Source organism: Paenibacillus popilliae ATCC 14706 (genome assembly GCF_000315235.1).
Lineage (GTDB): Bacteria > Bacillota > Bacilli > Paenibacillales > Paenibacillaceae > Paenibacillus_B > Paenibacillus_B popilliae.
Genome location: NZ_BALG01000160.1, coordinates 68,356 through 88,933 on the forward strand (window position 1 = coordinate 68,356; position 20,578 = coordinate 88,933).

Consider the following 20,578-nt stretch of genomic DNA (forward strand, 5'->3'; position numbering starts at 1 on the left):
GGCAAGCCTCTTACCTTCTTCGGCCTAAGCGGCCGAAGACGAGGGCGGCTCCTACCACGATGAGCGCAACCGCAATCATGTAGAGGCTGATTGTAATCATGAGCATCAAGATAAAAATGCCGAATCCTACCCCGCCGAACAACAGCGAGCCAAGCCATGCGTTCCGCAGATGGAGTGGATCTTCTACATAATAGCCGTACAGGCCTACCCCGACCCCAACCAGAAGCAGGGGCCACAGCCATGTGAACAGGCCGGCGCTTATCCAATGCGTCAGCATGAACAGGACACCGTAGACGGTCAGCATGCCTGCAGGCACCATCGTAATGGGTGGGGCGATTCTCGCCCGAACGAGAGCGTACGCACCCAGTCCGGCAACAAACATGATGAGCGGCCACAAGGTGCCGCCGATTAAAGCAAAGACTCCCCATTTGCCCAACAATATAAATAAGCCTGCAGCGAGGATTACGATGCCGATTACTTGTTGATTTTTGCCCATTCGACAATACCTCCATGCATCATGGTTACGATTTGATAGACAGGTGCGGCGTTCGGTGCGTCAGTTTTATCTTTTCTAGTGTATATGAAAGTCCGGAAAAATACCACCATCACCTGAAAATTTGCAAAATCCGCAAACGGCACAAAAAGACAGCCGTTCCCCGAAGAAGGCAGCGGCTGAATGCATGCACCGCATCATCGCACTATACGGGTATTATTTTGTTCCGATCTTGCCCCTGCCGCGAAAAAATAAACTGAGAAGCAATGCCAGTCCCACCATTACCCAAGGTAGGATTTCTTCCGAGCGAAGACCTGATCGGTCTACCCAGGCGATGATCTGCGTATCGGATGCAATCATCTCCCCGGCGGTATGTGCCAGAATTCCCGCTCCCGCGTACATAAGCAGCGGCAGCCGCTCCAGCCAGCGGCTGATGATCGAGCTGCCCCACACGATAAGTGGAATGCTGAGGGCAACGCCGAGGATGACGAATTCCATCCGCCCCTTCGCAATGGCCGCGATAGCCAGCACGTTATCCAGACTCATCACGAAATCCGCAATCAGAATGGTGCGGATCGAGGTCCATAAGGAGTCGGCCACTTTCATCGCATCCGGCTCCTGCCAGGGCGTGATGGTCAGTTGGACGGCGATGGCGAAGAGCATCGCTCCGCCTGCCGCTTGGAGCAGAGGGATTCGCAGCAGCGTTACGGCCGCAACCGTCAGCACGCAGCGCATCATCACCGCACCTCCCACGCCCCACCATACCGCCTGGCGGCGGTAATGGAGGGGAAGATGGCGGGAAGCCATGGCGATAATGACCGCGTTGTCCCCACTCAACACCATATTGATCAGCAGTATTTCCCCTATCATCCATATCGAGTCCACAGTCCGTCCCCCCTGTCTCCTACATTTATGAACAGAGGAGACAGGCTATGACGTTTTTTTGCGCGTGAACCGCAAACGGAATCCGGGATGTGGATTAGAACCAGTCATCCGTCCGGGCAGGCTCGCTCTCTGTCTTGCCGGATGCCTCCGCTTCAGAAGCCTCTTGCCGTTTTGTCCCAGTCAGGGCAATCGCATTATCAGGGCTTCCACCGGCTCGCAGGACGAGGGACTCCGTCTGTGCCACCGCCGCTTCCAGCAGCGCTTCGTAATCCTTCAACGAATGCTCGGCATATTCGACGACACGCAGATTCGGATTCGTGGAAGGCGATTTTGGAATGAACAAGGTGCAGCAATCCTCGTAAGGCAAGATGGACAGGGCGTAGGTTCCGATCTGCTCCGATATGCGGATAATTTCATTCTTGTCCATTGTGACGAGCGGACGCAGAAGCGGCAGATCGGTAACGCGCCCGATGACATTCATGCTCCCGAGCGTCTGGCTCGCTACTTGCCCAAGGCTGTCCCCCGAGATGAGCGCTCCGGCTTTGCGCTGTTCGGCCAACCGGGTCGAGATGCGCATCATCGCCCGCCGCATGAGCGTAATCATCAAATTATCCGGCGCTTCCTGATGCAGACGGGTCTGAATCTCCGTGAACGGGACAAGGTGCACCCGCAACCGGCCGGCATAGTTGGCGAGCACCTGAGCCAGATCCAGCACCTTCTGCTTGGCGCGTTCGCTGGTGAACGGAAAGCTGTGGAAATGAATCGCCTCGATTTCCAGACCTTTGCGCAGCGTCTGATACCCGGCAACGGGGCTGTCAATTCCGCCGGACAGCAGCAGCATGGCCCGCCCGTTAGATGCCAGCGGGAAGCCGCCCGCGCCTGGAATAACCTCGTTGAACAGGTAGGTCCCTTCCTCGCGCACCTCGACATGCAACTCGATATCGGGCTTGCGGACATCGACGGTGAGCTGCGGGTATTGGCGCAGAATCGGCGCGCCGACCAGATGATTCAATTCCTGCGATCCGTGTGGGAAAGCTTTCCAGGCTCTCCGGGCCGTCACCTTGAAGGTCGTATTCTCCCCCGGATTTATCTCAGCCATAAGCTGCAGCGCCGTCTCCACAATCGGTTCCAGCTCCGAGGGAGCCCGCTTCACTGGGCTTAGCGACACGATGCCGAACACCCGGCGCAGGACGCCAACCACCTCATCTACCGGCTCTCCGTTCAATTCTACGTACATCCGGCCGAATACCCGGATAATTCGGGTCTGCGGGAACGGCGCCAGCACGAACTTGACATGCTGGTAGGCGGCTTTTTCAAATCTTCCGCGGTTCTTACCTTTGATGGCCAATTCCCCATATCGGAGAAGTATCATATCGTAATACATAGCTGGTTCGGTCCTTTCCCCTCTTTATCTTCGGCTTGTCCGCATGGGAGCCAGTCGCTTCGTCACTTCTGCCAATGCGTCGGATAGCCGTTCGATGCTTGCCCTATCGGTATCGGCGCCCATGCTGATACGAAGCCCGCTGGCCGCGCGTTCCGTATCGTTCGTCATCGCTATCAGCACCCGGCTCGGCTGGTGCAGCCTGGAAGAGCATGCCGATTGGGTAGAGACGATAACGCCCCGTTCTTCCAGCGCATGTACTACCACTTCGGACTTCATGCCGGGGAACGACAGATTGACGATATGCGGCGCAGCAAGCGGAAGCGGCGGACTGTTCACCACAAGCGGATCCAATTGCTCCAATCGGCGGAGCAGCAGCCCGCGCAGCTCGGACCAGCGCTCGTAATTCGCCTGCTGTCCTTCGACAGCGAGTCGAACTGCCTTGGACAGGGCGATCACGCCCGGCACATTGACGGTACCCGGCCGGAGACGGTGCTCCTGTGCTCCTCCGGCGAACAATGGCTTCAACGGAGCTTGTCCCCGCCGCAGCAGCGCGCCAACTCCTTTCGGCCCCTGGATTTTATGCCCGGAGAAACTGTATAAATGCACGCCCCAACCCTCCAGATCGACCGGCAGCTTGCCCAGTCCCTGCACGCCGTCCACGTGGAACACGATACCCGGATGCGCGCGCATGATGCCGCAAGCCTCGGCAAGTGGCTGCACCGATCCGGTCTCATGATTGACATGCATAAGCGAAATGAGTGCTGTCTCCGGACGAATCGCCGCTTCCAGCTCCTCGGGACGGATGCGTCCATGCTCATCTACCGGCAAATAGGTAACGGCAACGCCCTCCCGTTCCAGCTCCCGAAAGCATTCGTAGACGGAGGCATGCTCGACAGCCGACGTAATAACATGCCGCGAGCGGCCCCCGGCAAGAGCCCGCACCGTTCCCAATATGGCCAGGTTATTGCTCTCGGTCGCCCCGGACGTATAAATAACGTCGTTCGGGGATGCGTTCAACACGCCAGCCACGACTTCGCGTGCCCGCCGGACCAATTGCTCCGCCTGGCCTCCCATGTGGTGAATCGAAGAGGGATTTGCATATATTTGCTCCATCACTTCCGTCATCGTCCGAATGACGTCCGGATGCGGAGGCGTGGATGCGCTATGATCAAAATATAGCATTGACGCCGTTGATGTTTTCAAGCTAAGCCTCCTTTACAACAAAAAAGATCAATACAGCATGGGAAGCGCACCATCATCCCCACTTCCGCCGTTGTTGATCCCCTACAGCTTCGACATTACTTGTTATTTTACACGTTTTCTGCTGTTCGCACCATCTTTTTTGCAGCAGATGATTATGAACGGCCGCCAGGACAATTTGTCAATAACAGACCTGGGTGACCTGCTTCCATATGATAAAAGAGCTTGTCTCCGCCGCAGCGGTTACAAGCCCTGAACAGAGTGTGATTACAAGGATGCCAGCAGCATCAGGCGAAGTACGATGGCGAAAATACCAACGATCATGGCGATCATCCCGATGGAGCGGCTCCCTTGCAAATACGACAATCCTCCAAGCGCTATGCCGCTCAAACCAAGCACAAATGGAAACATGATGACCGATACAAGAGAGAACCCTATGGCAACGGCGCCCACTCTGGAAAAATGGTCGATTTCTCCCCGCTCCTTCGCAGCGTTAGCATTCAACGCCTCCCGGGGAGGAAGAGTCCCTGCTTCGGCAGAGAATTCGGTATCCCGAGCGATCGATTCGCGGTGACGGTTCTTTTTGTGGCGGCGGCCTTTCGCTTTCATCCCATTATCCCTCCCGTACCTTATGTTATTTCGGTTCAAAAGTTTGGCAGCAGGTTACGGATGATTTGGAAGCTGTATCTTTGTGGCGGCCATACTCTTCAGCGAATTCCGACTTCAAATTCGCGGTTGCATGCTTATCGATTTCAATCATAATCTCGTTGGCTTGACAGCGGTAATCGCCCCAGAACTTGCAGTTGGATACACTGCATTGCACCAATGGCTTGTCACTCATGTCAGTCACCTCCGTTACACAGGATGTCCTGCTGTCACCGCCCCTATGCCGTGCCGTCAACCCCATTTCCAACATAAAAAGACATAAAAAGACGCTCCGTTCCAATTCGAAGCGTCATTGATGATGATTTCGTAATTTGAAGTCGGCCCTTAGCCAGACTTTGCACATTCATTGGGTAAGCTGCATTCTCCGCTCTGACATATAATCGCTTTCATAATAGCTTAGTTCCTCTCGCAGCTCTTCGAACAGCCGGGACAATTCCTGAATCAGACGCTTCACCCCGGGCTCGGGGGTCATGCGGAAGCGAATCGCTTCCCGACCGGTATACGCATAACGCCCATCCTCAGTGTACGCTTCATGCTTCGGATTGAAGAAGGCATGCACGCAATGATGATACAGCTCATACAGCGCTTTCTCCGCAAACGGCTGCTCGAAATTCACTCGCCGCAGCGCTACGCCAAGCTGCTCGTAACCGACCTCGGAAAAAACGAGCAAATGCCGGAAATCTGCCAGTAGTCCTTTGTAAAAAACCAACGTTTCCTCATCCTGCTGCTCGCCGGTCAATTGGGCCAGCGAATGCCTGTTCAAAAAATGCTCCAGTTTGTCTGCTGCTTGTGCCACATGGCCCCGGGCCAACTCGCATTGCTGTCTTACCGTGGATGCTGACATGGAAAAAGCTCCTCCCTTAATCGCATCTATACCTGAACGCTTGCACAAATACCATTTCGCCATTTTATCCTACCATAAAAAAAAGCAAAAAGGTACCGTCCGCAACCAATGTTTGGCATCCTGTTGCCGTCCGAATAATTTGACCCGCAACGTCTCAAGCTAAAGCCAAATCTTCCATGCCCCGCGCTCCCCAGACGAGAATGCTCCGTGTGGCTGGAGCGGATGGATACGGCCCGGACAAGGAGGAACATCATATGTTGAAACCCCGCCATTGGGTAGGCATTGCCGCTCTGGGAACGGCATTTCTGGCCATTCCGTTACTCTGGTCCGCGAACCGCGCTCCGGTTGAGAACGGACGTACGGCCGCGATGCAGGAAATTCACATCAAAAATAAGGTCCTGCAACAGGATGTGCACTTTACTGAGCGCTTGTTTACCATGGACGCCCACAGAGACATCGATACGGCACTCAAAGAGTGGCACGGGCAGACACCGAAGCAGATGAATACGCTCGCCGAGGAATTTATTCAAGCACACCCTCATTTCATTTATATGAAATGGATGGATTTCGACAAGGGGACAGAATGGGTCAAAGGCAAGCTGCCGCAGGACACAACGGACACTGGCAGTCAAAAGCTGAAAGAACAGTTAAAAATCGCGACCTCTTCCGTGAAAAAGCAGCAATCGTACGTGTCCCCGCAACTGGTCATCCTAGGCAAGCATCATATCGTCATGGGGATACCCGCTCCCGGTAAGAACCATGCCATCGTGGCCCTTGTCAATCAGCATCTCGTTCAGACCGTGCGCAAGCTGCAGCAGAAAAATTTGCGTCTCGTCCCTTATCCGCCCGAATCCAAGTTCCGCATCAAATCCGTGGATTCAGATTCGATGCGGGACGTGAAGGTGAAGGATGGGGAAGACAACGCCGGCACAAGCCATTACTACGAGAACGAAGTCGTGGTGCGGTTCCGGGACGAACCGACGGTGGATATGTTGCAGCGCATGATGCGAGAGACCGGAAGCGAACAGCCACGCAAACACAAGCTGGGATCCACCTATGTGTTCCGATCTCAGCGGATGACGGCAGAACAAATGACCCAATATTTCGCCCAGTATGATCCGCTGTATGTCGAGCCCCATTTTCTGTACATGACGAACGGGAAGACCCGCCCGACCAGCGCCTTACCGAAGGTTAGCAACGATTCAGCCGGCGTGGCCGTCGAAGAACCGAATGACATCTTGTATAAGCCCTATCAATGGAACTTGCCCAGCATTCAGACGAACCGGGGCTGGTCCATCAGCAAAGGGGCCGACAATGTCATTATCGGTATCGTCGACACCGGGGTCGACATGAAGCATCATGATCTGAAGGGCCGGCTGCTCGATGGCTATAATGTGTTCGAACCGGAAGCTTCGGCCCAGGACGATGTCGGCCACGGCACCCATGTGGCCGGCATTATCGGAGCCAATGTGAACAATGAGGAAGGCGTCGCCGGCATGACCTGGGGGAATCCGATCCTGCCAGTCAAGGCGCTGGACAGCACCGGCTCGGGAACGACCTATTCCGTCGCGGAAGGGATTATTTGGGCCACCGATAACGGCGCCAAAGTCATCAACTTGAGTCTCGGCAACTATGTGGATGGGGCATTCCTCCATGATGCCGTCAAATACGCCTTCGAGCGCGATGTCGTTCTCATCGCCGCTACAGGCAACGACAATACGAAGCGCCCAGGCTACCCGGCAGCGTATCCCGAAGTATTCGCCGTATCTGCGACCGACGCCGATGATAAGCGTGCAACTTATTCCAATTATGGCGATTATGTCGATGTCGTGGCGCCCGGCACCTCGATCGCCAGCACGTACCCGAACAATCAATATGCCGCCTTGTCAGGTACGTCAATGGCATCCCCCCATGTGACGGCGCTTGCGGCACTTATCCGTTCGATTAACCCGGAGCTCAAAAATACGGAGGTGTACGAGATCATGCGCCAGAGCGCTACTGATCTGGGCACGACCGGCAAGGACATCGACTTCGGCTATGGCAAAATCGACGTCGCGCGCGCGATGAGCATGGCGGAACAGGGCAACTCCTCCTTGTCTCTCTACCCGCAGAACATCGAGCGGAAGCTGAGCCGCTTCATCTCCCGCTTCATCGGCAAGTAAAAAGTCAAAACACCCGCAGGAAAATCCTGCGGGTGTGTTCGTGTATTTGAACATAAAGAAAGTTGCAGCTTCGGAAAGCTTGCCATAAGCCGGGTTCTGTACTCATCGTGGTATCACGGGGGCAACCCTTCCACTACTAAGCGACAATCATCTATCTAGGCTGTGCATTGCTGCACCGCTCAAGCGACCAACCCAGACGCATCTCGGGCCGAGATGCCTGTATAGACAGGCGTGCGTCCCATTAGGTCTTGCTCCAGATGGGGTTTACCAGGAACGAAGTCACCAGCGTTCCTCGTGGTCTCTTACACCACGGTTCCACCCTTGCCTGTGCCGTCATAAAGACGGCCATCGGCGGTCCATTTCTGTGGCACTATCCTTCAGCTTGCGCTGACTGGACGTTATCCAGCATCCTTGCCCTATGGAGCCCGGACTTTCCTCTCGTGACACAAGTCACCAGCGATTGTCTGTCAAACTTTCCGACAACATTCGTTAGTATACTAGGTTCCGGCCAGAAACTCAACCAGTAACTTTTACATAAATTGAAACGGTTCGGTATTTACGGAGGAAGCATGGAAGACCGTCTTCACGCCCTGCTTGTCCGCGGCCTGCTGCAGGCGCGAAGCGACATCCTCCTTCATCATCTTCTCGGCGTTATGCCCCGGATCGATGATGGCAAGACCCGCGGCCAGGGCATCGTGAGCCGTATGATAGTCGATATCGCCGGTGACGAGGACGTCAGCACCGTGGAATAGCGCATGCTGCATATAACGGGAGCCTGAGCCACCTAGCACGGCAATCTTCTTCACTTTGCGCTCCGGGTTTCCTACGACGCGCACATGCGGCACGTCGAACATCTTTTTCACCTGCTCGGCAAAGGATTGCAAGGTCAAAGGAACCGGCAGCTTGCCCACCCGGCCAAGGCCATAGACCGTCCCTTCCCGATCAACCGGAACCAGATCATAGGCCACCTCCTCGTAAGGATGGGCCTTGAACATCGCCTGCAACACCCGGCTGCGCCGCGACTTCGAAACGATCGTCTCGATTCGCACTTCCTCAACGGACTCCAGCTTCCCAGATTCGCCAATAAACGGATGGGTTCCCTCCTGCGGCTGGAACGTCCCGGTCCCCGGTTGTGAGAAGCTGCAATGGCTGTATGCCCCGATATGGCCGGCCCCGGCATCCAGTATCGCCATCCGCACCGAATCGGCATGGCTTACCGGCACAAAGACGCACAGCTTCTGTAACGGCTCCTGGCGCAGCTTCTCCAGCACCTTCACCTCGGTCAGCTGGAGCCGATCTGCCATCAGATCGTTCATCCCGCCCGGAGCAACATCATAGTTCGTATGAGAAATGTAGACCGCAATATCATGCTTTATCAGCTTCTCCATTCGTTTGCCGGCCGGCGTGTCGGTATGCAAGTGGGGAAGCGGCCGATAAATAATGGCGTGATGGGCAATAATGAGCTCCGCCTTCAGCCGGATCGCTTCATTGACGACTTCTTCGGTTACGTCGAGGGCGACAAGCACCTGGGACACCTTTTTGTTCAACGTGCCCAATTGCAGTCCGATGCGGTCCTCGGGAACCGCCATCGATTGGGGAGCGAGCTGCTCCAGCCATTGAATTACGCTTTGCGCGTGTGCATACATGCCAATATCGCCTCCAATTGTGCCAGGCTGTCCGTGAACATCACACGGCGCTGTCTGGCTTCTTCCGTCGCAGCCTGCTCCATCGTGTGCAGAATGCGCGCTCTCTTGCGAACTTCCCGTTGCCACTTCTTCATGAACTCCGGCGTTGGGGCAGCCGACAGCATCGGGCCGAGCTGCACCAGCCATTCCTCAGTCAACGTCACCTGCGCGTTCAACTCGCGGGGAGCGTATAAGCGGCGATCATGCTGTACGGCCTCTTCCTTGCTGCGCGCGCGTTCGGCCAGCAGCACCTCATACAGCTTGCCGTCTTCCTCAATCAAGGCTTCCTCCATCAGATTCCAGCCTTTCTGACGCAGCCAGGCCCTGACATGGGCCTCGCCCACATTCGGCTGCAAAATCACACGGGTCACTCCTGCCAGCTTATCCGGATCGGCCGACAGGATCTGAACGATAAGACCACCGCCCATCCCTGCGATCGAGATGATATCGACCTCGCCGGGCGAGATGACCGCCAGCCCGTCTCCCCGGCGCACGCTTACGCGATGAGCCAGACGAGCCCCTACAATCTGGCGGCGGGCCGCCTCATACGGCCCTTGATTCACCTCGCCGGCCACTGCCATTTCAATTCGTTGTTGTTCCGCCAAATAGGTCGGCAGCAAGGCATGATCCGAGCCGATATCGGCCAGACGGCTGCCTGCCGGTACCCAATCAGCGATCTGCTGCAGCCGCTTGGACAGTTTGATGTTCACGTATCCATTTCACCCACTGTTTTCTGAAATAAAAAGCACTGCACCATAACATGATCCATTTCCCCAACAGGAAGGACAGCATCTCTTGATCCGCTTCCAGTTGACTCCATGGGCGAGCCGCCGCCCAGGCCGCCTCCGGCATGAACCAGAGTCCGACGGAGGCGATAAGAAGGCCTGCCGATGCCCTCGGAGATAGGCGGTGAACCGCCCATGCCAGCCAGACGAACAAGCCGCTCTCCGGCAGCCACAGCCATTGGCTGTTGCCGAGGGTAAGATCCATCATCGCGATCTGCAGGACGCAGCCGTAAGCGGCAGCGGCATGAAGCCAGCCCGCTCCCTGCATCAGTCCGGAACGCGCCAGCAGGCCGCCGAGCAGCCAGAGGAGTGCAGAGACAACGAGCCAGACCACGGTCGGCCACCATGCTCTCCATCCCTGAGCCTGCAGCACAAGCCAGCCGCCTCCGGACAGGGTCAGGCAAGCGAGAAATGCCAGCCAGCGAGACCTGCGCAGGTTCGTCTTCCGGCTCGACCATGCTAGAGCGGCCAGTACAAGCACAGGGGCTGCAATCACGCTAATTTGCATTGGGGCCGCAAAAGCGGTAAAATGAAATCCGATAATACAAAACAATACAAAAATGATAAAAAAAACCAACCAGGTCATTGGCCGCAAGGAGGCAATACGATCCGCCCAGGAACCGACGGTCTCATTCGATCCTCCTCCCTCTTGCACATCTAGGGGCACATCGTAAAGCTGCGCCAGGAAATTGCAATAGGCTGCAGGCAGCAGCCGGTTTTTCCGCCAACGGGCAATTTCCTGGGCCATCCATTGGCGTTGCTGAGGATCCATTACCTGTTAACACCTCCAGAAACGTCATGCCACCATCCTGCCATGTTGGGCGAGGACAGCGGCTCCTTCATGCTTCCTCTATGCAAAAGACCTTCATCACGCCGGCAAGGAAGGGCATCAGAAGGTCTCTTGCACACCATTATTCTAGGAAATCTTTTAAGCGCTTGCTGCGGCTTGGGTGACGCAGTTTGCGGAGAGCCTTCGCCTCGATTTGACGAATCCGCTCGCGCGTAACGCCAAATACTTTGCCGACTTCTTCCAACGTTCTCGTTCGGCCGTCGTCCAGGCCGAAGCGCAGACGAAGCACATTCTCCTCGCGCTCGGTCAGCGTGTCAAGCACATCCTCCAACTGCTCCTTCAACAGTTCGTACGCAGCGGCGTCCGCCGGAGCCAGCGCCTCCTGATCCTCGATGAAATCGCCCAGATGCGAGTCGTCCTCTTCGCCGATTGGCGTCTCCAGGGAGACCGGCTCCTGTGCAATCTTCATAATCTCGCGCACCTTCTCTACGCTCAATTCCATCTCGGCCGCAATTTCTTCCGGCGCCGGTTCGCGTCCCAACTCCTGAAGCAGCTGACGAGATACGCGAACCAGTTTATTAATCGTCTCGACCATATGAACCGGTATCCGGATCGTGCGCGCCTGATCCGCGATGGCCCGGGTAATTGCTTGGCGAATCCACCAGGTCGCATAGGTGCTGAATTTATATCCTTTGCTGTGGTCGAATTTCTCCACCGCTTTGATAAGCCCCATATTTCCTTCCTGAATCAGATCAAGGAACAGCATGCCCCGCCCGACATAACGCTTGGCAATGCTGACGACCAATCGCAGATTGGCCTCGGTCAAGCGCTTCTTCGCTTCCAAATCGCCCTGCTCGATCCGCTTCGCAAGCTCAATTTCTTCTTCGGCCGACAAGAGCGGAACACGGCCGATCTCTTTAAGGTACATCCGCACCGGGTCATTGATTTTGATGCCCGGCGGCAGTGACAGATCATCATCAAAATGAAAATCGTCCGACTCATCGTTCTCGCGGTCGTTGGCACGGACGCCCATCTCATCATCGGCTTCACTTACTTCAATCCCCAGATCGGAGAGCTGCTCATAGAACTCATCCATTTGTTCCGGGTCTTGGTCGAACGTCGCCATTTTCTCAGCTATCTCTTTGTAGCTCAGCGATCCTCGCTTTTTGCCGAGTTCAATCAACTGGTCCTTCGCATGTTCCAGTGCCGTTTCCGTTTCAAGTCCAGTATGTTGATCATTCGCCATTTTCCGACTCCCTCCTCCCTAGAATCTCCGCCTATTTACCGCTTCAGTTCTTGCTCTAGGGCTATAATTTCTTGTGCGATCTGCGCCGCGCGCAATACTTCGCCGGAACGTTCCGCCTGCACCATTTCTTCTCTTTTACGCTCGATCTCGCGCTGTCTGGGCACTTTAAGAATCAGCATAATATAATCATCCAGCAGCTCGGTATCATAACGAAGAGATACTTCGGAGAGCGAGATGGAGGCAGCGACTTTCTCCAAGCGTTCATCATGCAGTGTTGCTAGGAACCGGCTGAAATCGGGCTCCTTGCCTTGCGCATAATAAGCATATAGATAAGCGGCAAGTGCCGCATGATCATCTACATTAAAACGTTCACCAAGATGCCGCTCTACGTAATCAGCAACCTCGATATCCTGAAACATAAGTGCCAGCAGGATTCGCTCCGCATAGACATAGGCCGGGCGCAACGCAGGCTGGGCAATGGTACGCTTATCATTTCTACCATTATTCCACCAATTGGTGTGATTATCCCCGTGTCCGTTCATTTTTTGCCGCTGTCTTATCGTGGCGCACTCCTGCTTGAGCGCGTCGAACGACGACTCGCCCTGCAAATCAAGCTGCTGCGCCAGCTCCTTCAAATGAAGCTCGCGCTCCACCGGCGATTCAACCGCCGCAATGACGCGCATCGCTTCATCCTTGAAGCGCCGCTTCCCGTCATCCTCTAGCAGTATATGATTCCTCCGCAAAGAAATAAGCTTGAATTTCGTAGGCGTGACCGCCGCTGCCGATACGGTATGACGGAACCGTTCCGCGCCATGCGCCTTAATGAAGTCATCCGGATCCATCCGGTCCGGTATCATGGCTACCGCAACGTGAATTCCTGCCTCCTCCAGCATCGGGATCGCTTTCATCGCCGCAGCTTGTCCGGCATCATCGCCGTCGTAGCACAAGGTCACGCTGTCCGCCATCCGTTTTATCAGGAAAATATGGTCGGGCGTCAGCGCCGTCCCCATGGTCGCCACCCCGTGATGCACTTCGGCGTCCCAGGCCTGAATGACATCTGCGTACCCTTCGAACAGAATGATATGGGCGTTTCGCTTAATATAAGGCCGGGCATGATGCAAGTTGTACAGCACTTTGGATTTGTTGAAAAGCATCGTCTCCGGCGAGTTCAAATACTTGGGTTGTCCTTCCCCCAATATTCGGCCGGCAAAAGCGATCGATTGGCCATTCCGGTTCCAGATCGGAAACATAATCCGGTCCCGGAAGCGATCGACATAACCGCTGCCGTTCTGCCGCTTCGAGACAAGTCCGCCCTTCTCCATGCCTTCCAGGTCGAATTCGCGCTTGCCGAGCAACTGTACGAGCGTATCCCACTGCGGAGGGGCATACCCTATCTGAAATTGTTCGATCAGCTTGTCATGGATTCCCCGGTTCCGCAAATATTGGAGGGCAGCCTGGCCATGCGTCGTGTTCATTAAAATATAATGATACAGCTTCGTTGCGAGCTCATGCGCCTCGATCAACCGCTTCTTCGCCTCATGGGAAGGATCCCGTTCCGCCTTCGCGTACCCCTCCCCCCAAGTCACCGGCACGTTCGCCACTTCGGCGAGTCGCCGAACCGCCTCCGGAAAAGAATATCCTTCCATTCCCATCATGAAGTGAATGACATTGCCGCTCTTGCCACAGCCGTAGCAATGAAAAATCTGCTTCTCCGGCGTAACGGTGAAGGAGGGGGTCTTCTCCGAATGGAACGGACATAATCCCTTCAAATACTTACCGTGCTTCGACAAATGGACATATTGGCCGACGACATCCACAATGTCATTGCGCTGCAGCACTTCGTCCAGTACTTCGTCAGGAATCCGTCCGTAATTGCTCACTGTTCGCCCAACCACCTTCATCTAAACACGTATTACTATTTCGCTACGGGCTCAATTTCTCCTGCTCGCGCTGCAAAAGTTTTGTCAACTTCTGTTGGAAGTTGACCCGGTCCTGTTCGCTCATCGCCCGTGGCCCCTTCGTGCGAAGTCCCGCCCTGCGGGCCTTGGCCGAGTGATGCCGCCTCGACAAATATTCATCCACATTATCGGCGGTCAATTCGCCGCCCCGCGGCATCAATACGGAAGCTCCGCGCGGCAGACAGAGCGCGGCCAACCCATAGTCGCTTGTCACGACGATGTCTCCTGACCGCGCTGCATTCGCGATATAGATATCCGCCGCCTGGAACGCCTGATCGACAAATACGGTATGAATGTTGTAGTTCGCCAGTTGCCAATCCGGGGCAAACGCCGCATAGGAAGCGACAAACTGAACCACGGCATCCTGCTCCAGCGCAGCGGTGATAATCTCGTTTTTGACCGGGCAGGCATCCGCATCCACCCAAATGCGAAGCTTGTCAGACATGCCACTCACCCATTTCATAAAGACGGCGTCAACAGAAAGTTATATTTTCACTGTTACTATTATATACGCTATAAGCCGTAAAAATCCTGCTTTGCAAACGTGAATTTCCGAAGGAATTCCGGCGTTTGGTGTCGAAGCCCGGATAAAAAGGAAGGAACATGTCGAAGAAGATCTTCTTCATGTTCCCGTCATGTTGCATATTCAGGATGCCCAGACCAGCTTGGAAAAATCGGCATACTGCCGGATATCGGCAGCGATGTTGGCGAGCAGCGCCAGCCGGTTCGCCCGGACCGCTTCATCCTCCGCCATGACCATCACTTGGTCGAAAAAGCGGTTGACCGGATCCTGAAGCCGTCCCAGCACGGCAAGTGCCTCGGCCGCATCCGCGAATGCGGCTTCATAGGCCTCGTGTACTTCGCTCCAGCGATGGAACAGCTCGCGTTCCGCATCATGCTCGAACCGTTCGGCATCGATCACTTCAGATTCCGCCTTGGCCGCCAGATTGCATACGCGGTTGAACGATTCAGTCACCAGCTTGAACTCCTCGTCGGCGACAGCCTGCATCAACGCCTCTGCACGCGCCACCGTCTGCAACACATCGCCATAGCCCGAGGTCATGATGGCGTCGACCACATCGTAGCGGACGGAGTCCGCCAGCACATTTTTCACGCGCAAGCCGAAAAATTCAACAAGATCCCGCCGGACCTCCTCGCTACTCCGCTTCAGCAATTGCGCCCTCTCATACACGTCCAGCGCGATATCGAGCATCCTATGAAGCGTCAGCGGCAGTCCGCGCTCCAGCAGGACCTGGACAATCCCGGTCGCTTGGCGGCGCAGGCCGTACGGATCCTGAGAGCCTGTCGGAATGATGCCGATGGCGAAGCAGCCGACGAGCGTATCCAGCTTATCCGCGAGGCTGATCATGCAGCCCACAAGCGTGTCCGGCGCCGGATCCCCGGAATAGCGCGGCTTGTAATGCTCATTGATGGCGCGGGCAACCACTTCCGGCTCCCCGGCCTTGCGGGCATAATCCTCTCCCATCATGCCCTGCAGTTCCGGAAATTCATAGACCATTTGCGTCACAAGGTCGAACTTGCAAATATCCGCCGCCCGGCTCACCCACAGCGCCGTCTCCCGATCGGTCTGAACCTCCAGGGCGAGCGCATCGCCAATCGCATGCAGCCGGCGGATTTTGTCGCCGATGGTGCCAAGCTCCTCGTGGAACACGATCGAATCGAGCTTATGCACGCAATCGATAATGCGCAGCTTCTGATCTTCCTCGTAGAAGAATTTGGCGTCCGACAAGCGGGCGCGGAGCACCTTCTCGTTGCCTCTGACGACTTGATCCAGTCCGGCCGTATCGCCGTTCCGGACGGTCACGAAGTACGGCAGCAACTGCCGGTCTGCATTCAGTACCGGGAAGTAACGCTGGTGCTCGCGCATCGACGTAATCAGCACGTCCTGCGGAATGTGAAGGAACGCTTCATCAACCGTGCCGTACAGCACGGTCGGATACTCGACCAGGAACAGCACCTCCTCCAGCAGATCGTCCTTGACGGCGATATGCCAGCCCTTCTCTGCGGCCAACGCGTCAATCTGGCGCGTAATCTCCGCCACCCGCTCATCGGCGTCCGCGATCACATACTGCTCGCGCAACCGTTCCACGTAGTGAGCCGGCTCTTCAATCGTCACCTCTTTGCCGAGGAAGCGGTGGCCGCGGGATAGGTTGCCTGCCTGCACGCCGGCGATTTCCAATGGAATTATATCTGTCCCATGCAGCGCCACGATCCAGCGGATCGGGCGAACGTAGCGCATTTCCCTGTCTCCCCAACGCATGTTTTTCGGGAAGGTCATCGCCTGGATAAGTAAAGCGAGGCCGTCTCCCAACACGGCGGAGGTTTCCGTTCCAATGCTGCTCTTGTTGGCGTACACGTATTCAACGCCGTTCAGCTCCCGGAAAAACAGTTGCTCCGGCTCAATACCCTGACTGCGGGCAAAGCCAAGTGCGGCCTTGGTCCAGGCGCCGTTCTCGTCAAGCGCGATCTTGCGTGCCGGGCCCTTCACTTCCTCGTGAATATCCGTCTGCTTATCAGCTGCCTCGCGAACGGTGACAGCCAGGCGGCGAGGCGTTCCATACACTTGAATGCCGGCGAATCCGATCCGCGATTCCGTCAGCCAGCGTTCCATGCGGCTCTGCAGTTGCTCCATCGCAGGGCGCATGAAGCGTGCCGGCACTTCTTCCAGTCCAAGCTCCAACAATATATCTTTAGGCATGGCGTTCCTCTCCCTTCTTCAACAGCGGGAAGCCGAGCTTTTCCCGTGCTTCCAAATAAGTGGCGGCTACCTGGCGGGCCAGATTTCGCACCCGGACAATATATCCGGTACGTTCGGTTACGCTGATGGCTCCGCGCGCATCCAGCAAATTGAACGCATGCGAGCATTTGAGCACATAATCGTAGGCGGGGAATACAAGATGCTGCTCCATGGCCCGGTTCGCTTCCTGCTCATACATCGTGAATAACGAGAACAGCATCGCCGTGTCGCTCACTTCAAACGTATATTTCGAATGCTCGTATTCCGGCTGGTGGAAGACGTCGCCATAGGTGACCCCATCCACCCATTCCAGATCGAACACATTCTCTTTCTCTTGAATATAAGAAGCTAGGCGCTCCAGCCCGTACGTAATCTCGACCGATACCGGGTGTGCATCGATGCCCCCGACCTGCTGGAAATAAGTAAACTGCGTAATCTCCATTCCGTCGAGCCACACTTCCCAACCGAGCCCCCAAGCGCCCAGCGTCGGAGCTTCCCAGTTGTCCTCGACGAACCGGATATCGTGCTGGAGCGGATCGATGCCGAGGCGGCGCAAGCTGTCGAGATAAAGCTCTTGAATATGGTCCGGCGAAGGCTTCAGAATGACCTGGAATTGATGATGCTGATATAACCGATTCGGGTTCTCGCCATAGCGGCCGTCCGCCGGGCGGCGGGACGGCTCCACATAGGCGACATTCCACGGCTCCGGCCCGATAGAGCGCAAAAACGTCATCGGATTCATCGTGCCAGCACCTTTTTCCACGTCATAAGGCTGCACGAGGATGCAGTTCTGATCGGACCAGAATTGTTGAAGTGTCAAAATCATTTGCTGAAAATTCATGGCTTTCTCTCCTTTGCCTATACATTTGCGGCATGCCTGACGAGCGTGCAAAAAAACTCCCGCCCTACGCCTGCTGCCAGACGTAGGGACGAGAGTTATCTTCCCGCGGTTCCACCCTACTTGAACGATTGCCTCGGCCATGCGCTTGATATTGCCATGCGCTCAAGCCGCAATCATTCCACTTTCTCCGTTCCTTGCTCCAAAGTGCCTGTTCATTCGCCCGCTCGTCCGGGCTTCCACCATCCCCGGATCGCTATATCTCGAAGCTTGGACGAACTACTTCCTTCTTCAACGCAAGCCAACCTTGCTATAGCCTGGATTCATTATAACGAATGGCATTCTACTCGTCAAGATTGGCCAAATCATACTTCTCCATCTGATCGAGGAACTGCTGCGACTTCAAGCGAACACCGACATGCGTGTCCATATAGCCGCGCATGAACCCGCGCAGCCTTAGCTTCGTCCCCGGCTTCAAAGTCACATTCCCCAGTCGGCGAAGAGCCGTCTTCTCGAACTGGCGGAGCAGCGTCAGCATCGCCAGCCCCGCCTTATATTGCTCATGCTCCCGCATCAGGCAAGCACGACAGAGCGCGCCTCCGAGACGCCAGCCGACTCCGCTCAGATCGTCTTCCCTGCCGCAGCTAACGCAGGCGTATAGCTGCGGCGCGACGCCGGTCCGCTGCCATAGCTTCATCTCCAGCAGATGCGTTGTTACCTGCGCATCTTTGCCCGCCTCCAACGCCTCCAAATACGCATGCAGTTGATCGAACATAGCACCGCCGGCTTCCTCGTCCTGCAAGGCCCGATTGACCAGTTCGGCTGCGTAAGAGGCGTAGGCGGCCAGATGAAGCTGCTCGCGCAGCGTATGATGCCCCTTCAAAATCTCGCATGAATTCAAGGTGCCGATATGCCCCATTCCGCGGAAAAAGACATATTCCCCGTATGTAAAGAGCTGAGTGGCAGCCGCATGACGGCTGCGCACCTTCTTGGCTCCCCGCACCAGGACACCCACTTTGCCGTGCGACTTGGTGCATAGCGTGATGATTTTGTTCCCTTCCCCGTAATCCATACTACGGATGACGATTCCTTCCACCCGATATAGCACGCTCGTCCTCCCCATGCGCATTCCATTCTATAAATCTATGATTCCGCTGAATTCTCCAACGGCGGTACGTCTAGCGAAGATTCTTCCGTTTCCGACAGCTGTCTGGACTGCTTATACAACAAATAAGCATCAACATCTCCCGTCATGGCAAATACGTTCCACGAGAAATCATGCATCCGTATATCCCCTTTCGTTGGAAATGACTATGCGTTCCATCCTTAGGTTGCGCTGCGGTATTAAGATTATCCGATGCAATATTTGGTCACGCTCACACGGATGTAAGGGCCGAAAGAATCCACCTGCCGACGTGCTTACGCATCGTGGCGGAAACCGAGATCGCGAAGAATCCGATCTTGATTGCGCCAGTCCTTCTTCACTTTAACCCATAGCTCCATGAACGTTTTCGATCCGAGCAAATGTTCAATATCCTGTCGAGCAAGCTTGCCAATCTCCTTCAGAAGCGCTCCTTGCTTGCCGATGACGATGCCCTTCTGCGAATCCCGCTCTACGTAGATAACGGCGGAAATGTAGACGACGCCGTTGTCCTGCGCTCTCATATCCTCGATTGCGACCGCAATCGAGTGTGGGATCTCTTCCCGGGTCAAGTGCAAAATTTTCTCCCGGATCAGCTCCGCCACGACGAACTGCTCCGGATGATTGGTAATTTGATCGTCCGGATAGTACTTCGGCCCTTCCGGCATGTAGGAGCCGAGCACTTCCAGCAGCCGGTTGACATTATTGCCGTGAAGCGCAGAAATAGGCACAATCTCCGCGAATTCGAACCGTTCATTATACGAATGAATCATCGGAGGCAGCTCATCGGGATTCACCTGATCAATTTTGTTCATCACGAGAATGACCGGCGTCTTCACCTTCGCCAGATGCTCCATAACAAATTTATCCCCGCTGCCGAGGCCCGCTGAAACATCGACGAGAAACAAAATGACCTCAACCTCGTTCAAGGTGTTGTAGGCCACCTGGTTCATATAGTCGCCCAACTTTGATTTGCGCTTATGAATGCCCGGCGTATCCAGAAAGACGATTTGCGTGTCCTCTGTCGTATAGACGCCGTGGATTTTGTTCCGCGTGGTCTGTGGCTTATCGGACATAATGGCGATTTTCTGCCCGATAACATGATTCATTAGCGTCGATTTTCCGACATTCGGCCGTCCAACGATGGCTACAAAGCCGGATTGGAATGAGGTTCGGTTCGATCTCGGTTCGTCTTGAAATGTGTTCAACGCAAATTGCCTCCTGTTTATTTTATCATATATGTACGCAAGCGGTGACCGCCGCTGCAAAATAAATGCAATTCAGGCAGTCACCGCTTGCGATGCGTTCCATCGGTTCGCTGCAATTTGATTCGGCTTCTACCGGGGGTTCGAGAATGCCGGGTTGCTTCTCTCATCGCTTCGTAATCACAAGCCGACATGGGGAACCTGCCCTTATAAGAAGCTCCGCAGCAGTTGCAGCAGTCGTCCCCCGAACAAGACCGCCCCGACAATAACGGCAAACACCGCCGTCATGAACACTGCTCCTGCGGCGGTATCCTTCGCAATTTTGGCCAGAGGATGGGGGGCGGGCCTTGTTAGATCGACCGCTGACTCCACCGCGGTATTCATTAATTCGGCCGATACCACCAGCGTGATAGCGAGCGCAAGCCACAGCCATTCGCCTGCCGATATCCCGAAGCCCGCTCCCAATAGACAGGCGGCCACGGCGGCGGCCGCATGAACTCGCATATTCCGCTGGGGGCGGGGGGGATAGAGAATGCCT

General features: G+C 55.5%; 20 protein-coding genes and 1 other RNA gene. 1 reads left to right on the top strand and 20 read right to left on the bottom strand.

Going from position 1 to position 20,578, the window contains the following annotated elements; translation table 11 throughout:
* Positions 1 to 10 precede the first annotated feature (10 nt).
* The 7 genes from PPOP_RS11160 to PPOP_RS11190 form a co-directional block, all read right to left on the bottom strand.
* Positions 11 to 496 carry a hypothetical protein gene (locus tag PPOP_RS11160; RefSeq protein WP_006286458.1) on the bottom strand — a complete coding sequence of 162 codons (486 nt, stop codon included), beginning with the start codon at positions 494 to 496 and terminating at the stop codon, positions 11 to 13.
* Between the two features lie 213 nt (positions 497 to 709).
* Positions 710 to 1,378, bottom strand: a complete 669-nt coding sequence (locus PPOP_RS11165) for a TerC family protein (RefSeq protein ID WP_006286459.1) — start codon at positions 1,376 to 1,378, stop codon at positions 710 to 712.
* A gap of 94 nt (positions 1,379 to 1,472) precedes the next feature.
* On the bottom strand, positions 1,473 to 2,762 hold the full coding sequence (gene thiI / locus PPOP_RS11170) for a tRNA uracil 4-sulfurtransferase ThiI (protein WP_006286461.1): 1,290 nt from the start codon (positions 2,760 to 2,762) through the stop codon (positions 1,473 to 1,475).
* Between the two features lie 24 nt (positions 2,763 to 2,786).
* The gene (locus PPOP_RS11175; RefSeq protein ID WP_148277919.1) at positions 2,787 to 3,965 is read right to left on the bottom strand and encodes a cysteine desulfurase family protein; all 1,179 of its coding nucleotides are present in this window, start codon (positions 3,963 to 3,965) and stop codon (positions 2,787 to 2,789) included.
* Between the two features lie 264 nt (positions 3,966 to 4,229).
* On the bottom strand, positions 4,230 to 4,571 hold the full coding sequence (locus PPOP_RS11180; RefSeq protein ID WP_006286464.1) for a hypothetical protein: 342 nt from the start codon (positions 4,569 to 4,571) through the stop codon (positions 4,230 to 4,232).
* Between the two features lie 25 nt (positions 4,572 to 4,596).
* A complete protein-coding gene (locus PPOP_RS11185) occupies positions 4,597 to 4,803 on the bottom strand; it encodes a DUF1540 domain-containing protein (RefSeq protein ID WP_006286465.1) in 207 nt (68 codons plus the stop codon).
* 168 nt (positions 4,804 to 4,971) lie between these two features.
* A complete protein-coding gene (locus PPOP_RS11190; protein WP_006286466.1) occupies positions 4,972 to 5,472 on the bottom strand; it encodes a DUF3907 family protein in 501 nt (166 codons plus the stop codon).
* A gap of 254 nt (positions 5,473 to 5,726) precedes the next feature.
* Between PPOP_RS11190 and PPOP_RS11195 the strand changes: the two genes are divergently transcribed.
* Entirely contained in the window at positions 5,727 to 7,634 is a 1,908-nt protein-coding gene (locus PPOP_RS11195) for a S8 family peptidase (protein WP_006286467.1), read from the top strand.
* A 70-nt stretch (positions 7,635 to 7,704) separates the two neighbouring features.
* On the opposite strand, the gene rnpB is transcribed toward PPOP_RS11195, so the two are convergent.
* From rnpB to PPOP_RS11250, 13 genes are all read right to left on the bottom strand, one after another.
* Positions 7,705 to 8,110: RNase P RNA component class A (gene rnpB / locus PPOP_RS19465), an RNA gene on the bottom strand.
* Positions 8,111 to 8,164: 54 nt separating this feature from the next.
* The gene (locus tag PPOP_RS11200; protein WP_006286468.1) at positions 8,165 to 9,280 is read right to left on the bottom strand and encodes a Nif3-like dinuclear metal center hexameric protein; all 1,116 of its coding nucleotides are present in this window, start codon (positions 9,278 to 9,280) and stop codon (positions 8,165 to 8,167) included.
* Positions 9,256 to 10,029 carry a tRNA (adenine(22)-N(1))-methyltransferase gene (locus tag PPOP_RS11205; RefSeq protein ID WP_006286470.1) on the bottom strand — a complete coding sequence of 258 codons (774 nt, stop codon included), beginning with the start codon at positions 10,027 to 10,029 and terminating at the stop codon, positions 9,256 to 9,258. The genes PPOP_RS11200 and PPOP_RS11205 overlap by 25 nt, the downstream gene beginning before the upstream one ends.
* On the bottom strand, positions 9,989 to 10,876 hold the full coding sequence (locus tag PPOP_RS11210; RefSeq protein WP_006286471.1) for a hypothetical protein: 888 nt from the start codon (positions 10,874 to 10,876) through the stop codon (positions 9,989 to 9,991). The genes PPOP_RS11205 and PPOP_RS11210 overlap by 41 nt, the downstream gene beginning before the upstream one ends.
* Before the next feature lie 139 nt (positions 10,877 to 11,015).
* Complete coding sequence (gene rpoD, locus PPOP_RS11215; protein ID WP_006286472.1) at positions 11,016 to 12,140, bottom strand: RNA polymerase sigma factor RpoD; 1,125 nt, start codon at positions 12,138 to 12,140, stop codon at positions 11,016 to 11,018.
* 35 nt (positions 12,141 to 12,175) lie between these two features.
* Positions 12,176 to 14,041 carry a DNA primase gene (gene dnaG, locus PPOP_RS11220; protein WP_042228485.1) on the bottom strand — a complete coding sequence of 622 codons (1,866 nt, stop codon included), beginning with the start codon at positions 14,039 to 14,041 and terminating at the stop codon, positions 12,176 to 12,178.
* 22 nt (positions 14,042 to 14,063) lie between these two features.
* Entirely contained in the window at positions 14,064 to 14,543 is a 480-nt protein-coding gene (locus PPOP_RS11225; protein ID WP_006286475.1) for a YaiI/YqxD family protein, read from the bottom strand.
* A gap of 201 nt (positions 14,544 to 14,744) precedes the next feature.
* The gene (glyS, locus tag PPOP_RS11230; protein WP_006286476.1) at positions 14,745 to 16,817 is read right to left on the bottom strand and encodes a glycine--tRNA ligase subunit beta; all 2,073 of its coding nucleotides are present in this window, start codon (positions 16,815 to 16,817) and stop codon (positions 14,745 to 14,747) included.
* Complete coding sequence (gene glyQ / locus PPOP_RS11235; RefSeq protein ID WP_006286477.1) at positions 16,810 to 17,697, bottom strand: glycine--tRNA ligase subunit alpha; 888 nt, start codon at positions 17,695 to 17,697, stop codon at positions 16,810 to 16,812. Before glyQ ends, glyS begins: the two co-directional genes overlap by 8 nt.
* 340 nt (positions 17,698 to 18,037) lie before the next feature.
* On the bottom strand, positions 18,038 to 18,802 hold the full coding sequence (recO, locus tag PPOP_RS11240; RefSeq protein ID WP_006286478.1) for a DNA repair protein RecO: 765 nt from the start codon (positions 18,800 to 18,802) through the stop codon (positions 18,038 to 18,040).
* A gap of 35 nt (positions 18,803 to 18,837) precedes the next feature.
* The gene (locus PPOP_RS20600) at positions 18,838 to 18,978 is read right to left on the bottom strand and encodes a YqzL family protein (protein WP_093471043.1); all 141 of its coding nucleotides are present in this window, start codon (positions 18,976 to 18,978) and stop codon (positions 18,838 to 18,840) included.
* A gap of 135 nt (positions 18,979 to 19,113) precedes the next feature.
* Complete coding sequence (era, locus tag PPOP_RS11245; protein ID WP_006286479.1) at positions 19,114 to 20,043, bottom strand: GTPase Era; 930 nt, start codon at positions 20,041 to 20,043, stop codon at positions 19,114 to 19,116.
* A gap of 204 nt (positions 20,044 to 20,247) precedes the next feature.
* Positions 20,248 to 20,578, bottom strand: a 331-nt coding sequence (locus PPOP_RS11250) for a diacylglycerol kinase family protein (protein ID WP_006286480.1), incomplete at its 5' end; no start/stop codon positions are given.